Annotated in this window: 12 protein-coding genes; 3 read left to right on the top strand and 9 right to left on the bottom strand. The window is 61.1% G+C overall.

From position 1 onward, the window contains the following. Nucleotides 1-161: 161 nt before the first annotated feature. The 4 genes from ACR0FE_RS07020 to ACR0FE_RS07035 are packed head-to-tail and all read right to left on the bottom strand — an operon-like array spanning nt 162 to nt 4,058. On the bottom strand, nt 162-1,091 hold the full coding sequence (locus tag ACR0FE_RS07020) for a metal ABC transporter permease (RefSeq protein WP_480911948.1): 930 nt from the start codon (nt 1,089-1,091) through the stop codon (nt 162-164). Further along, on the bottom strand, nt 1,088-2,293 hold the full coding sequence (locus tag ACR0FE_RS07025; protein WP_170806984.1) for a metal ABC transporter permease: 1,206 nt from the start codon (nt 2,291-2,293) through the stop codon (nt 1,088-1,090). The genes ACR0FE_RS07020 and ACR0FE_RS07025 overlap by 4 nt, the downstream gene beginning before the upstream one ends. A 3-nt stretch (nt 2,294-2,296) precedes the next feature. Beyond that, a complete protein-coding gene (locus tag ACR0FE_RS07030; RefSeq protein ID WP_480813821.1) occupies nt 2,297-3,100 on the bottom strand; it encodes a metal ABC transporter ATP-binding protein in 804 nt (267 codons plus the stop codon). A 4-nt stretch (nt 3,101-3,104) separates the two neighbouring features. After that, nucleotides 3,105-4,058: a metal ABC transporter solute-binding protein, Zn/Mn family gene (locus ACR0FE_RS07035; RefSeq protein ID WP_480911951.1), complete on the bottom strand. Its 954-nt coding sequence runs from the start codon at nt 4,056-4,058 to the stop codon at nt 3,105-3,107. 199 nt (nt 4,059-4,257) lie between these two features. Here ACR0FE_RS07035 and deoC point away from each other — a divergent pair, with 199 nt between their 5' ends. The 3 genes from deoC to ACR0FE_RS07050 are packed head-to-tail and all read left to right on the top strand — an operon-like array spanning nt 4,258 to nt 8,473. Beyond that, the gene (gene deoC, locus ACR0FE_RS07040) at nt 4,258-5,256 is read left to right on the top strand and encodes a deoxyribose-phosphate aldolase (RefSeq protein WP_480912453.1); all 999 of its coding nucleotides are present in this window, start codon (nt 4,258-4,260) and stop codon (nt 5,254-5,256) included. A gap of 48 nt (nt 5,257-5,304) precedes the next feature. Beyond that, entirely contained in the window at nt 5,305-7,638 is a 2,334-nt protein-coding gene (locus tag ACR0FE_RS07045; protein WP_480911954.1) for an aldehyde dehydrogenase family protein, read from the top strand. Nucleotides 7,639-7,663: 25 nt separating this feature from the next. Further along, complete coding sequence (locus tag ACR0FE_RS07050) at nt 7,664-8,473, top strand: SDR family oxidoreductase (RefSeq protein WP_170613097.1); 810 nt, start codon at nt 7,664-7,666, stop codon at nt 8,471-8,473. Between the two features lie 21 nt (nt 8,474-8,494). Here the strand turns inward: ACR0FE_RS07050 and ACR0FE_RS07055 are convergent, their stop codons facing one another. From ACR0FE_RS07055 to purH, 5 genes are all read right to left on the bottom strand, one after another. Next, nucleotides 8,495-9,805 carry a M16 family metallopeptidase gene (locus tag ACR0FE_RS07055; protein WP_170613095.1) on the bottom strand — a complete coding sequence of 437 codons (1,311 nt, stop codon included), beginning with the start codon at nt 9,803-9,805 and terminating at the stop codon, nt 8,495-8,497. Then, nucleotides 9,802-11,142, bottom strand: a complete 1,341-nt coding sequence (locus ACR0FE_RS07060; protein ID WP_480911958.1) for a M16 family metallopeptidase — start codon at nt 11,140-11,142, stop codon at nt 9,802-9,804. Before ACR0FE_RS07060 ends, ACR0FE_RS07055 begins: the two co-directional genes overlap by 4 nt. Before the next feature lie 81 nt (nt 11,143-11,223). Next, nucleotides 11,224-11,742, bottom strand: a complete 519-nt coding sequence (locus ACR0FE_RS07065; protein ID WP_170613092.1) for a DUF3035 domain-containing protein — start codon at nt 11,740-11,742, stop codon at nt 11,224-11,226. Nucleotides 11,743-11,792: 50 nt separating this feature from the next. Further along, nucleotides 11,793-12,269: a signal peptidase II gene (lspA, locus tag ACR0FE_RS07070; RefSeq protein ID WP_170613090.1), complete on the bottom strand. Its 477-nt coding sequence runs from the start codon at nt 12,267-12,269 to the stop codon at nt 11,793-11,795. Next, complete coding sequence (gene purH, locus ACR0FE_RS07075) at nt 12,269-13,858, bottom strand: bifunctional phosphoribosylaminoimidazolecarboxamide formyltransferase/IMP cyclohydrolase (RefSeq protein WP_480911962.1); 1,590 nt, start codon at nt 13,856-13,858, stop codon at nt 12,269-12,271. Before purH ends, lspA begins: the two co-directional genes overlap by 1 nt. Nucleotides 13,859-13,862 lie beyond the last annotated feature (4 nt).

Here is a 13,862-nt window from a genome sequence, read left to right on the forward strand (position 1 = left end):
CAATTGCCCGAACGTTCTTTGGTGAGTGGTGGTCGTTCGAAGTCCAATTGACCCGTCCCTAGCACGGGACCTAATGAATTTCGCGTTAACTCTGAATGCGCATTCACTTGGGCAGGTTTTGGCCGAGACGTTACGTCAACGGTTGGCGGGAAAGCGCCGCTTCAGGCAGCCGCAGGCGCCCCGGCACGGGCGCGGCAGGGGCCGAATACGGCGGCCAACGCCAGTATCAGACCCGACATGGTCGCAATCATCCCTGCCGCGCTGACCGCATCCGCACCGCCCAGCCACAGTGGCCCGTACCCGGCCAGTATGTAGCCGGAAACGGCGGACAGTACGGCGAAGAGAACACTCCATACGATCTGGGTTTCCAGCCGGTTTGTCATCATCCGCGCCGCGGCAGGCGGGCAGATGAACATCGCGATCACGATGATTGACCCTACTGCGTCAAACGCCGCAACCGCTGCGACCGCCGCCACGATCACAAGCGCCATACCCAAGGCACCCGTTCGGATGCCCATCGTGCGCGCGAACCCTTCGTCGAAGGTCGAGATCTTGAGCGGTCGCCAGAACAGCCAGGTGAACAGAACCACACCGGCCAGCGTCAGGGCGATGCGCGGCAGTTCCGGCGGCAGGCCTGCCAGCGCCGTAGCGTCCAGCAGCGAGGCCCAGCCCGTGGCGTCCAGCCAGATCAGGCTTTCCAGGTTGCCGTAAAGCGCATGCTCTACGTCCAGATGCACGGTCGAGGTGTCCGTCTGTTCCAGCAACAGCACACCGGCGGCGAACATGGTGGTGAAGACCACGCCCATCGCTGCGCCGGGTTCAATCTGACCAAGACGCCGTATTGCCTCGATCATCACCACGGCGACAAACGCAGCACCCGCTGCACCCAGCATCATCGGCCAGGTCGAAATCGCTCCGGTCAGCAGAAAGGCCACAACGATACCGGGCAGCACGACATGGCTGATGGCATCCCCGATCAGCGCCTGCTTGCGCAGCACCAGAAAGTTGCCGGGCAGGGCGCATGCAATCGCCGCAAACGTTCCGATCAGCAATGGCGTCAGGGACAGCGGGACGAATTCTTCACCGCTCATGGCATGACCTCCTGCGGGCCACCGATGCGGTGGTCGATTTCAGTGATCTGATCGCGGGTCAGAACAGATTCGATGTCGCGCAACCCGTCATAAAGTGCCGCCGTTGCCTCGTGCGCCTGATCGGCGCGCACGATCTCCCACCTTTTTTCATCGCGCAGGGCTTTGGCGGCGCGCGCTTTGCCCGCCTCAGTCGCCACACCATCGGCCCGCACAAGGCCAGCCCGGCGCAGCAACCGCAAGGTCAACGGCTCGTATATCTTCTGCCCCTGCGCCATTGCCAGCAAACCCTGACGGATATGAACGCGACGCTGGAACCTCAGGTGGCGCAAAATCGCGGCCAGAACGCCGCGAACCGGCGCAAAAAGCAGCGACAGGGCAAAAAAGCCAAAGCTGACCAGCACGATGATCGGCCCCGTCGGCAGATTGGGGGCCGAGGCTGAAATCCCAGCACCCAGATACCCAGCCATCCCACCGGTCAACCCGGCCAGCAGGACGACGCGGTCCGACCGGTCGGACCAGAACCGCGCAGTCACGGGCGGGATGATCAGCAGGGCGACGATCAGGATCAGCCCAACGATTTTCAGGCCCACAACCGTGACGGCCATGACCAGCCCCATCATGGCCAGATCGACCCGGTGCACCGGCACTCCTCGGGCGGCCGCGTATTCCGGGTCAAAGGCCACCATCATCATGGGGCGGCGAATAATCATCACCAGCAGCAGCGTAACCGCCCCGCCCATGGCGATGATCAGTGCGTCAGCCCAAAGCATCCCTGCGGTCGAGCCCAGCAGGAACCCCTCCAACCCGGCCTGACGGCCTACACCCATGGTCTGGATCACGGTCAGCAGAACGATCCCCATCCCGAAGAACACGGACAGGACGGCGCCGATGGCGGCATCCTCGGCCAGACGGGTGTGCCGGGTCAGCCAGTTCATGCACAGCAGACCCACCCAGGCAGATACAGCCGACCCCGCCAGCAGGCCAATCAGATTGCGCCCGTCGCCGCCCAGCGCAACCAGCACCATGAAGGCCAGGCACACGCCCGGAAGGGTCGCATGGCTGATCGCATCGCTTACCAACGCGCGTTTGCGCAGAAACAAGAAGGTTCCAGCCACACCGGCAGACACACCCAGCAAGCTGGCACCGATGGCGACCAGCGTGGCGTTATAGCCAAGCTGCAGGGTCAGGGCGTCCCAAAGCATGATTTACCCCAGCGCGCGGGAAATCTGGTCGATCTGGGCGGTTGCCAGACGACCTCCATAGGCGGATTGCAGGGTTTCGGCCGTAAAGGCCTGCGCCACGGGGCCTTCGGCAACCTTACGGGTGTTGATCAGGAAGACATGGTCGAAATAGTCGGTGACGGTGGCCAGATCATGATGTACGACCACGACAGTCTTGCCGGCTTCTTTCAGTGATTTCAGAACCGCGATGATAGCTTTTTCGGTAGCTGCGTCGACACCGGCAAAGGGTTCGTCCAGAAGATACAGATCGGCATCCTGCGCCAGCGCGCGGGCCAGAAACACACGTTGCTGCTGCCCGCCGGACAATTGGCCGATCTGACGATCGGCGAAATCGCGCATCCCGACGCGGTGCAGGCAGTCCATCGCCCGCGACATATGCCGCGCACGTACGCGGCCCAGCAGCCCAAGTTCGCGCGACAGCCCCATCAGCACCACATCAATCACGCGGGTCGGGAAATCCCAATCCACGCTGGCGCGCTGCGGTACATAGGCAATACGAGCGCGCTGTTTCTCAAGCGGCTGACCATAGACCGTGACTTGCCCCGACAAAGGCGACACGATCCCCAGAGCTGCCTTGAGAAGGGTCGACTTACCAGCGCCGTTTGGCCCGATAATCGCCGTCATCGCCCCCGGTTGGACCGTCATGTCCACCGAAAACACCGCCGGTTTCTGACCATAGGAAACGGTCAGTCCGCGAATGGCCAGCGGGCTGTTTCCGGCGCTTTGGTCGGTCACTGAAACACCCTGATTTGCGGCCAGTTCAAGCATTGCCTCAGAACCCCGCCGACAATTTGCCGTTCATGCCGCGTGCAGGCACATCGGCCCCAAGCGCCCCGGCAATAACCGTGATGTTGTGATCCAGCATGCCGATATAGGTACCCTCATACGTGCCCGGTTCGCCCATGGCATCTGAATACAGCTCGCCACCAACGCCCACTTCATGGCCTTTCGCTGCGGCGCCTTCGATCAATGCACGCATCGAGCGGTCGGAGACCGAGCTTTCCACGAAAACTGCTGTCAATTGCTTCTCGACCAGCGCATCCACCAGCTCTCCGATCCGGTTCAGACCGGCCTCGGACTGGGTCGAGATGCCTTGTATACCCATCACTTCATAGCCGTACTCGGCCCCGAAATAGCCAAAGGCATCATGCGCGGTGACAAGTACACGGTTGTTTTCCGGGACAGACGCCAGGGCCTGACCGGCATAGGCTTCAAGCTGTTCGAGTTCGGCCAGATGCGCCTGTGCGTTGGCGGCAAAGATGTCCGCCGCTTCGGGGCGCGCCTCGGTGAGCGCCTCCTGCACTTCGGCCACGACATCACGCCACAGGGCCGGGCTCATCCACACATGCGGGTCGTATTTGTCGGCATAATCGTCATGCGCCCGCAGCTTGGCTTTGTCGACTCCTTCGGCAACGGCAACGACGGTGCGCTTGCGGCCAAGGTCATGAAAGAAATCTTCCATTTGCGCTTCAAGGTACAGACCGTGCCATAGAATAAGATCGGCGCGGGTCATCGCAACGATGTCGCTGCGTGTCTGGCGATATGCATGCGGGTCGATGCCGGGGCCCATGAGGCCCTTAACCTCGACCTGATCACCCCCGACCTGACGGGCGGCATCGGCAATCATGCCGGTAGTGGCGACCACCTTCAGCGGCGCTTCGGCCAAGGCGGACAAAGGCAGAATGGCGACCACGGCCAGTACTGCAAGAAAGCTGCGACGAATCATATTCAGCCCCAAAATGGCATCCTCTTGAGAATGAATATGCGAACCATTCGCAACTAAGTCAATGCTATTGCGAATTACTCGCAAGAAAACGCCTGTTTTTGTCCAAATGGTCAAAAAATTTGAGCTGAGAGCAGCCGAACACCTTCCCTTTCACCGCGTCCCGTGCGATTTTGGCGCAAACCTCCCAAAGGACGTGATGATGGATACGCAGAGCTCAGAAAGCCCCGTGCGCACCGCGCATCTGCCGCAAGTGACAGAACCCAGAAACCCCGGCATGGATCTGGACATGGACTGGGTGCGCGCCGTTCAGGCCAACACCTCGGCGATCGAGCGCCGCGCGGCGACGCTGCCCGGCCGCCGTTCAGTCAAAAAAGAGTATCAGGCGGCTTGGCTGCTCAAGGCGATTACCATGATCGACCTGACGACCCTGTCCGGCGACGACACCGTCGGACGCGTGCGTCGCCTGTGCGCCAAGGCCCGGCAGCCTGTGGCGCCTTCGGTTCTGCAAGCGCTGGATATGCCGCCGATCACCACAGGGGCGGTTTGTGTCTATCACGACATGATCGAAACTGCCGTGGACGCGCTGAAAGAAACGGGCATTCCGGTTGCGGCTGTCTCGACTGGTTTTCCCGCGGGTTTGTCACCCTTCCACCTGCGCGTGGCCGAGATTGAAGAAAGCGTGAATGCTGGTGCCGAAGAGATCGACATCGTGATCTCGCGCCGTCACGTGCTGTCGGGCGACTGGCAGGCGCTGTACGAAGAAATGAAGGCCTTCCGCGTGGCTTGTGGCGATGCACATGTCAAAGCCATCCTTGCAACCGGAGAACTGGGCAGCCTGCGCAATGTCGCGCGCGCCTCGCTGGTCTGCATGATGGCCGGGGCGGACTTCATCAAGACCTCGACCGGGAAAGAAAGCGTCAACGCCACTTTACCCGTGTCGCTGGTGATGATCCGCGCGATCCGTGACTACTATGACCGCACCGGCTATCGGGTTGGCTACAAGCCTGCGGGCGGGATTTCGAAGGCCAAAGATGCGCTGGTGTACCTGTCGCTGATCAAGGATGAGCTGGGGGACCGCTGGCTGGAACCCGATCTGTTTCGCTTTGGCGCGTCATCGTTGCTGGGCGATATCGAACGGCAGCTGGAACACTATGTCACCGGGGCCTACTCAGCTGGTTACAGGCATTCTATGGGCTGAGCCCCGTTTTGAAGTCTGGACAGTGAGTATTTGGGAAAAGATGAAGTCATGACAGTCAAAGAGATATTCGAAACCATGGACTATGGCCCCGCCCCTGAAAGCGCTGCCGAGGCGCTGGCCTGGCTGGTCGATCAGGGCGACAAGTTCGGTCACTATATCGATGGCGCCTTCACCAAGCCCGGCAAGGGATTTGACAGCCGCAATCCAGCCACCGGAGAGGTGCTGGCCAGGCTGACGCAGGCCAAACAGGCAGACGTGGACGCCGCTGTTGCTGCCGCACGCGCGGCGCAGCCGAAATGGGAGAAACTGGGTGGCGCTGGACGTGCGCGGTATCTCTATGCCATTGCGCGGCTTTTGCAGAAGCATTCGCGCCTGTTTGCGGTTCTGGAGAGCCTGGACAACGGTAAGCCGATCCGCGAGTCGCGCGATATCGATATCCCTCTGGCGCAGCGGCATTTCTATTACCACGCGGGCATGGCGCAGCTGATGGAGAGCGAATTGCCCGGTGCCGAGGCGTTGGGGGTTTGCGGCCAGATCATTCCGTGGAACTTTCCCCTGCTGATGCTGGCGTGGAAAATCGCTCCGGCGCTGGCCATGGGCAACACGGTGGTTTTGAAACCGGCCGAATACACCTCGCTGACTGCGCTGCTGTTTGCCGATATCTGCTCGCAGGCGGGCCTGCCCAAAGGGGTGGTCAACATTGTAACCGGTGATGGTGCAGTGGGCGAGATGATCGTGGCGTCGGACGTTGACAAGATCGCCTTTACCGGCTCGACCGTCGTTGGCCGCCGGATCCGGGAAGCGACGGCTGGATCGGGCAAGGAACTGACGTTGGAACTGGGCGGAAAGTCCGCCTACATCGTGTTTGACGACGCCGATATCGACAGCGCCATCGAAGGTTTGGTTGACGCGATCTGGTTCAATCAGGGTCAGGTCTGCTGTGCGGGCTCGCGCCTGTTGGTGCAGGAAGGCATTGCCGACCGCTTCCACGACAAGCTACGCGCGCGCATGGACGGTTTGCGCGTCGGCAATCCGCTGGACAAATGCATCGACGTGGGTGCCGTTGTGGACCCGGTCCAATTGCAGACCATCAAGAGCTTGGTCGAAAGCAACACGGCTGGTCATGTGCATCAGGCCGCTTGCGAGATGCCCGCGAACGGCTGCTACTATCCTCCGACGCTGATCTCGGGGCTGGAGACATCCGATCCGCTGATGCAGGAAGAGATCTTTGGTCCCGTGCTGGTGTCCTCGACATTCCGCACACCGGAAGAGGCGGTCGAGCTGGCCAACAACACCCGCTACGGGCTGGCCGCGACTGTGTGGACCGAGAATGTGAACCTCGCGCTGGACATCGCTCCCAAGCTGGTCGCGGGTGTGGTCTGGGTGAATGCCACCAACCTGTTCGACGCCGCCGCAGGCTTTGGCGGCGTGCGCGAAAGCGGCTTTGGCCGTGAAGGCGGCTGGGAAGGTCTGGCGGCCTATACCAAACCCAAGGGCAAGGCCAAGCCACTGGCAAAGGTCGAAGCAACGACGGGCGAAGGCGCACCGGTCGATCCGATTGACCGCACCGCCAAGATGTATGTCGGCGGCAAGCAGGCGCGCCCCGATGGGGGTTATTCGAAACCGGTCTGGGGCAAATCCGGCCTGCTGGGTCATGTCGGCCTTGCCAACCGCAAAGACGTTCGCAACGCCGTTGAAGCTGCCGCGGGGGCCAAAGGCTGGTCCAAGACCACCGGCCATCTGCGCGCACAGATCCTGTATTTTATCGGTGAGAACCTCTCGGCCCGTGCTGATGAGTTCGCCGCTCGTATCGACGCCATGACCGGAAAGAAGGACGGCGCCAAAGAGGTTGAAGCATCAATCCAGCGCCTGTTCACCGCCGCGGCCTGGGCCGACAAATATGACGGTCAGGTGCACGGCGTTCCGATCCGCGGCGTGGCGATTGCCATGAAAGAGTCCGTGGGGGTCATCGGCGCGCTGTGCGCGGACGAAGCACCTTTGCTTGGTTTGGTTTCAGTGATGGCCCCGGCCATTGCGATGGGCAACCGGACAGTTCTGGTGGCATCGGAGCCTTATCCTTTGGCGGCGACGGATTTTTACCAGATCCTCGAAACCTCGGACGTGCCCGCTGGTGTGGTCAACATCCTGACCGGCAGCCACGCGGAACTGGCGAAACCGCTGGCCTCGCATCTGAACGTCGATGCGGTCTGGTCGTTCTCTTCCACCGACCTGTCGAAAGAGATCGAGGTGGTCTCGGCCGGGAACCTGAAACGGACCTGGGTCAATAACGCGACGGCATTTGACTGGAGCATGGACCATTCCCGCCGCTTCCTGCAGGCTGCGACCGAAGTAAAAAACATCTGGGTGCCTTACGGCGAGTAGGGCTCCCGCATCTCGGGAGGCCTACATGGACTTTTCAGGAAGGACCGTCATCGTCATCGGCGGAACCAGCGGTATCAACCGAGGCATTGCCGAGGCCTTTGCGGCCTCGGGTGCCAAACTGGCCGTTGCCAGCCGGTCGCAGGAGAAGGTCGATGATACGGTTGCCGCACTGAAAGCTGCGGGCGCACAGGATGCCGTCGGTGCGGCGTTTGACGTGCGTGACCCTGAGGCTGTGGCTGAGGGCCTCAAGCAATTCCACGAGGCATTTGGAGATTTCGACGTTCTGGTGTCGGGCGCGGCGGGCAATTTCCCCGCCTTGGCGGCCGAGATGTCGGTCAATGCGTTCAAGACCGTGATCGATATTGATCTGATGGGCACGATCCACGTGATGAAGGGGGCCTATCCTTACCTCAAGCGTCCCGGGGCCAGCATCATCAACATCTCGGCCCCGCAATCCTATCTGCCTTACGAAGGTCAGGCGCATGTCTGCGCCGCCAAGGCGGGCGTCGATCAGATCACCCGCACATTGTCGATGGAATGGGGTGTCGAGGGCATCCGCGTGAACTCGGTCGTGCCCGGATTTATCGAAGGCACAGAAGGGGCCAGACGTCTGGCCCCCACCGAAAACGCCCACGAAGAGCTTCGCAAGGACGTGCCCTTGGGCCGCTGGGGACAGCCGAAGGATGTGGCCAATGCCTGTCTGTTCCTCAGCTCTGATCTGGCCAGCTATATCAGCGGCACGGTTCTGGCCGTTGACGGAGCGCTGTACCAGCGTGGGTCGGGTAAGTTCGGACAGATGATGGGTGAGATGTTGCGGAGCATGAAAAAGGGCTGAGCTTCGCTCAGCCCCTGGTCATCAGTTGGTCGTTTCCAGACCGACCGGCTTGCCCACGACGGTAAAGTGCAGGCCTTCCGGGTCCAGCAGTTCGGATGCCACTCGGTTCACATCCTCAAGCGTCACGGCATTCACCTTATCGTTGCGGGTGGCGACATAATCGATGGGCAGGCCTTCCATCTGCATCCCGACCATGATCCCGGCAATCTGGCCATTGCCATCAAAGCGAAGCGGATAGGCTCCTGTCAGGTAGGTCTTGGCATCATCCAGTTCCTTCTGAGTCACGCCTTCGGACGCGGCGCGCGCCCATTCATCGCGGATCACCTCGACCGCTTCTGCGATCCTGTCATTGGCCGATGACACCGACCCCAGATAGACTGAGGCCAGATCCTTGGGCACAAGATAGGTTCCGACGCCATAGGTCAGGCCCCGTTTTTCGCGAACCTCCTGCATCAGGCGGCTTTCGAACCCGCCGCCACCCAGAATGTGGTTCAGAATAAAGGCAGGAAAGAAATCCGGATCGTCACGGTCAATCCCCTTCTGGGCAAACAGGGCGACCGATTGCGGGGTGTCGAAATCCACGACGCTGATGCCGCCCGTAATTGAAACCTGCGCCTTGTCCGGGATCGGTTTGCCGGTTTCGGGCAGATCGGCCAGCAGCCTGTCCAGCAGTGCACCCAGGTCTTTTGCCGATATGTCGCCGACGGCCCCGACATACAGCCGGTCCCGGGCAAAGACGTTGTCGTAGGCCGCAACGATGTCGTCGCGCGTCAGGGCGGAAACGCTTTCGATCGTTCCTTTGCCCTCGGACCCGTAGGGATGGTCCCCATAGGCCATACGGGCAAAGCTGCGGCCAGCTATGTCGTTCGGATCGGTCTCGTCCGACCGCAAACCGGACAGTACCTGAGCGCGAACCCGGTCAATCGCGTCCTGATCGAAGCGGGGCTCATGAATCGTGGTGCGCAGCAGATCGATCACTTCATCCCGATTTTCGGTCAGAAACCGCGCCGAAATCGAAACCGTGTCATCGCTGGCGTTGTAGGTGAACGAGGCCGCAAGCGATTCCAGTTCTCGCGCGTAGGACCGCGCGTCCATATCGCCCGCGCCTTCCTCGATCAGGCCGCTCATCAGATAGACCGCGCCACGCTTGTCCGGGTCATCCAGCGAGGTGCCGCCGCGAAACCGCAACTCCAACGCGGTGAAAGGGATCGATGGGTCCTCGACCAGCCAGGCCTTGATGCCGCCGGGCGAGGTGACTTCCTGGATCTCGATCTCGGCCCATGCAGGCATCGCAATGACCAAGGCGATCAGGGTTGCGAATATCCGTTTCATTGCGTCACCTCATCGTCACGCATCAACCATCCGGTGACAGACGCTTCGGACTGCAGCACCTCGCGGGCGGCCGCAATGATCTCTTCCCCGGTCACGGCCTGCAGAATGTCGGGCCAGGCCTGCACATCCTCGACCGTCAGACCGGTGGTCAGCGCGCGGCCATAGCGGTTGCCGATCCCGTCGACATTGTCGCGCGCATAGGTTTGGGCGGCACGCAGCTGCATCTTGATCCGGTCCAGATCATCTGCGTTCACACCTTCGGCAATGAAGTCCACAACCGCCTGATCCATCGCATCCTCAGCCTCTTGCAGCGAGACGCCCTCGGCCGGGACGACCACCATATCGAAGGTCGTGTCATCCAGCGATACGCCCCGATAGAACGCGCCTGCATAGACGGCCATCTGCTTCTCGAACTGCAGTTTTTCATTGAGGTACGAGGTGGTGCCGCCGCCCAGCAATTCGGCCAGCAAATACAGCGCTGCGGCCTTTTCCTGAGCACCTGCGTCACGTTCCGGCGCCAGATAACTGCGCTGCAGGTAGGGCTGCGCCACGCGCGGATCCTTGAAGGTCAGGCGTCGTTCGGCGGTTTGCGGCGGTTCCTGCGAGCGGACCCGTTCAGGCAGGTCCGGGTTGGCGGGGATCACGCCATAGTATTTTTCGGCCAGAACGCGGACCTCCTCCGGGTCGACGTCACCCGTGACCACCAATATCGCGTTGTTGGGCGAATAGTGTATCCGATAGAAGGAAAGCGCATCGTCCAGATCCAACTCCTCCATCTCGTGCTTCCAGCCGATGATCGGCACACCATACCGGTGGTTGAGATACTGCGCCGCGCTCATCTGCTCGCCGAAGAGGGCACGAGGGTTGTTTTCCGTGCGCTGGTTGCGTTCCTCCAGGATCACATCGCGTTCGGTTTCGATATCGGCTTCGGTCAGGCGGATGTTGCGCATCCGGTCCGATTCCATCTGCATCATCAGTTCCAGCCGGTCAGCGGCGACGCGCTGGAAATAGGCGGTGTAATCATACGACGTGAACGCGTTGTCATTGCCGCCATTGGCCGCCACGGTGGCCGAGAACTCTCCGGCCTCAAGCGTGTCGGTGGCCTTGAACAGAAGGTGTTCCAGGAAATGCGCCACGCCGGACGCGCCGATGGGCTCGTCCGCCGAACCGGCCCGATACCAGACCATATGCTGTACGACCGGGGCGCGATGATCCTCGACCACCACGACATCCATGCCGTTATCCAGTGTAAAAGTCGTGACTGCCTCCTGCCCGCCTTCGGCCAGAAGCGGGGTCGCGGTCATCAGGGCGGCAAACAACGCCAGTGCCCGAACCATGCGGCATCCTCCGTTTGGTTTATGCGTTTCAAACTACGGTGGCGCCGCGCGGGTTCAAGGGCGATGACGGAAAGTTAAGAATTATTCATCGGCAGGCGGGGCCGAGGGAGTCTCAATCCCTGCCGCGCGGGCTGCTTCGTTTTGCGCATTCGCGTTAATCGCCTGCCGCTCGTAAACCTGCTCATAGCGGTCAACCGGGAACAGTTTCAGACCTGTCCAGCGGCCACGGCGCTTGCGGAAATCCGCATCTTCCTGCGCGACGACCTGCCGCGTATTGGCCGGAACGCCATAACGGCTGGAGGCGGTGACCAGTGCCGCATCTGAAGACGGAATGCTGGTATTCGAGTTCAGTGCCGCCGCACTGCCCCCCAGCGCCACCACGGCATCCGCCTTGGGCGTCGGATCAACCAGATTGCCGCCGCCCGGTGTGGGGGCCGGCAGGAAGCTGTAATCTTTAGGCGCCGTCAGCGGCTTGACCGGCAGCACCGAAAACTCGTCGGGACCCGGTCCGGGTGGCTGAAGATCGCGCAGACCACGTTTGGAACAGCCCGCCACGGCAACGGCAAGTGTCAGTGCAAGTATGGCAAGCGGCATCCGCATTTGTGTCTCCAGCCTGTTTGAGGCGCTTTTATCGCATATCGTCCGGCGCGTCACGAGGGCTTTTTGCCGTCAAACAGAACAAGTCCCAGCGCTCCGGCAAAAATGAACACATCGGCCAGATTGAAGACAAACGGGTTTTCGATGCCACAACAGGACATGTTCAGGAAATCCAGGACATAGCCATAGAGAACCCGGTCCACCACATTTCCAAGCGCCCCGCCGATCAGCAAGCCGCCGCAAATCTGCATCAGCTTCGGCGGCGTCGTCCGCATCAACCAGATCAGAACGGCCGTGCAGATCACGACCGATATGCCAATCAGAAACCAGCGGGCTGCGTCCGTGTTCCCCTGAAACAGGCCAAAGTTAATCCCGCGATTCTCGCCGTACTTGAACACAAGCAGCGGCGGCAACACGTCGACACCCCCGGGCCTTTCGGCCACGCGCATCACGTGAACGACCAGATATTTACTGATCTGGTCGATCAACAGCGCCGCCAGCGCGGCCCAGAGCAGCAGGCGATAACGCATCAGTGACGGAAATGGCGCATGCCGGTGAAGACCATTGCAAGGCCTGCCTCGTCCGCCGCAGCGATCACCTCGTCATCGCGCATCGAGCCGCCCGGCTGGATCACGCAGGTCGCGCCGGCTTCGGCGGCCTCCATCAGCCCGTCAGGGAAGGGGAAGAACGCATCGGACGCCACGGCCGAGCCAATGGTCAGCGGTTGCGGCAAGCCAAGCGCATCGGCCATGCGTTCGGCCTTCTTGGCGGCAATCATGGCAGAGTCCAAGCGGCTCATCTGGCCCGCGCCCACGCCCACGGTCGCACCGTCTTTGACGTAGACGATGGCGTTGGATTTGACGTGCTTGGCGACTTTCCAGGCAAACAGCAGGTCGCGCATCTGCTCTTCGGTCGGGGCCTTTTTGGTGACAACCTTCAGGTCATCCATTCCGATGAACCCATTGTCCTTGTCCTGCACCAGCAGGCCACCGGCCACCTGTCGCACGGTTTTGCCACCAGTGGTCACATCCGGCAGGCCTTCGGTGGTCAGCAGACGCAGGTTTTTCTTGGCCGCGAAGATCGCCTTTGCCTCGTCCGACGCGCCGGGGGCGATCACGACTTCGGTGAAAATCCCGGTGATTTCCTGTGCGGTTTCGGCGTCGAGCGGCTGGTTCAGTGCCACGATCCCACCAAAGGCCGAAGTCCGGTCGCAATCGAATGCCGACTTATACGCGTCCAGCAAGGTCGCGCCTGTGGCAACGCCGCAGGGGTTGGCGTGTTTGATGATCGCACAGGCCGCACCTTTTGCAGGATCGAACTCGGCCACCAGTTCAAACGCTGCGTCTGTGTCGTTGATGTTGTTATAGCTCAGCTCCTTGCCCTGGTGCTGAACGGCGGTCGCTACACCCGGCCGGTTGGTTCCATCAGTGTAGAAAGCCGCCTGTTGGTGGCTGTTCTCACCATAGCGCAGGGTTTGTTTCAACTCGCCAGCAAAGGCCCGACGCTTGGGGGCCTCAAGCTGCAGCGCTTCAGCCATCCAGTTGGACACAGCGGTGTCATAGACAGCCGTCCGGGCATAAGCCTTTTGCGCTAGCCACTGGCGGAAGCCGTAGGAGGTTTTGCCGTAATTCTCTTCCAGTTGATCCAGCAGCGAAGAGTAATCCTCGACATCCACAACCACATTTACGAAGGCATGGTTTTTGGACGCGGCGCGGATCATCGCGGGACCGCCGATATCGATGTTCTCGATACATTCGTCATAGCCCGCGCCTTTGGCCACGGTCGCCTCGAACGGATAGAGATTCACGACCAGCAGGTCGATTGCGCCGATACCATGTTCATTCATCGCAGCGACGTGGGTGTCGTTGTCGCGTAGTGCCAGCAGGCCGCCATGCACCATCGGGTGCAGGGTTTTCACACGGCCGTCCATCATCTCGGGGAAGCCAGTAATCTCACTGACATCCTTCACCTCAAGCCCCGCATCACGCAGTGCCTTGGCGGTGCCGCCGGTCGACAATAGCTCGACCCCGCGCTCTGCCAGCGCCTTACCCAGCTCGATCAGCCCGGTCTTGTCGGAAACGGAAAGCAACGCGCGGCGCACGGGGTGAAGATCGGTCATGGGT

The sequence above is a fragment of the Ruegeria sp. K7 genome (assembly GCF_056531785.1).

What these genes read in the sequence shown, in the direction of transcription:
- lspA (WP_170613090.1), bottom strand. Translation starts at nt 12,269, where the DNA reads ATGCGTTATCGCCTGCTGCTCTGGGCCGCGCTGGCGGCGCTGTTGATC.
- ACR0FE_RS07035 (WP_480911951.1), bottom strand. Translation starts at nt 4,058, where the DNA reads ATGATTCGTCGCAGCTTTCTTGCAGTACTGGCCGTGGTCGCCATTCTG.
- ACR0FE_RS07030 (WP_480813821.1), bottom strand. Translation starts at nt 3,100, where the DNA reads ATGCTTGAACTGGCCGCAAATCAGGGTGTTTCAGTGACCGACCAAAGC.
- ACR0FE_RS07055 (WP_170613095.1), bottom strand. Translation starts at nt 9,805, where the DNA reads ATGAAACGGATATTCGCAACCCTGATCGCCTTGGTCATTGCGATGCCT.
- ACR0FE_RS07025 (WP_170806984.1), bottom strand. Translation starts at nt 2,293, where the DNA reads ATGCTTTGGGACGCCCTGACCCTGCAGCTTGGCTATAACGCCACGCTG.
- purH (WP_480911962.1), bottom strand. Translation starts at nt 13,858, where the DNA reads ATGACCGATCTTCACCCCGTGCGCCGCGCGTTGCTTTCCGTTTCCGAC.
- ACR0FE_RS07060 (WP_480911958.1), bottom strand. Translation starts at nt 11,142, where the DNA reads ATGGTTCGGGCACTGGCGTTGTTTGCCGCCCTGATGACCGCGACCCCG.
- deoC (WP_480912453.1), top strand. Translation starts at nt 4,258, where the DNA reads ATGGATACGCAGAGCTCAGAAAGCCCCGTGCGCACCGCGCATCTGCCG.
- ACR0FE_RS07050 (WP_170613097.1), top strand. Translation starts at nt 7,664, where the DNA reads ATGGACTTTTCAGGAAGGACCGTCATCGTCATCGGCGGAACCAGCGGT.
- ACR0FE_RS07020 (WP_480911948.1), bottom strand. Translation starts at nt 1,091, where the DNA reads ATGAGCGGTGAAGAATTCGTCCCGCTGTCCCTGACGCCATTGCTGATC.
- ACR0FE_RS07065 (WP_170613092.1), bottom strand. Translation starts at nt 11,742, where the DNA reads ATGCGGATGCCGCTTGCCATACTTGCACTGACACTTGCCGTTGCCGTG.
- ACR0FE_RS07045 (WP_480911954.1), top strand. Translation starts at nt 5,305, where the DNA reads ATGACAGTCAAAGAGATATTCGAAACCATGGACTATGGCCCCGCCCCT.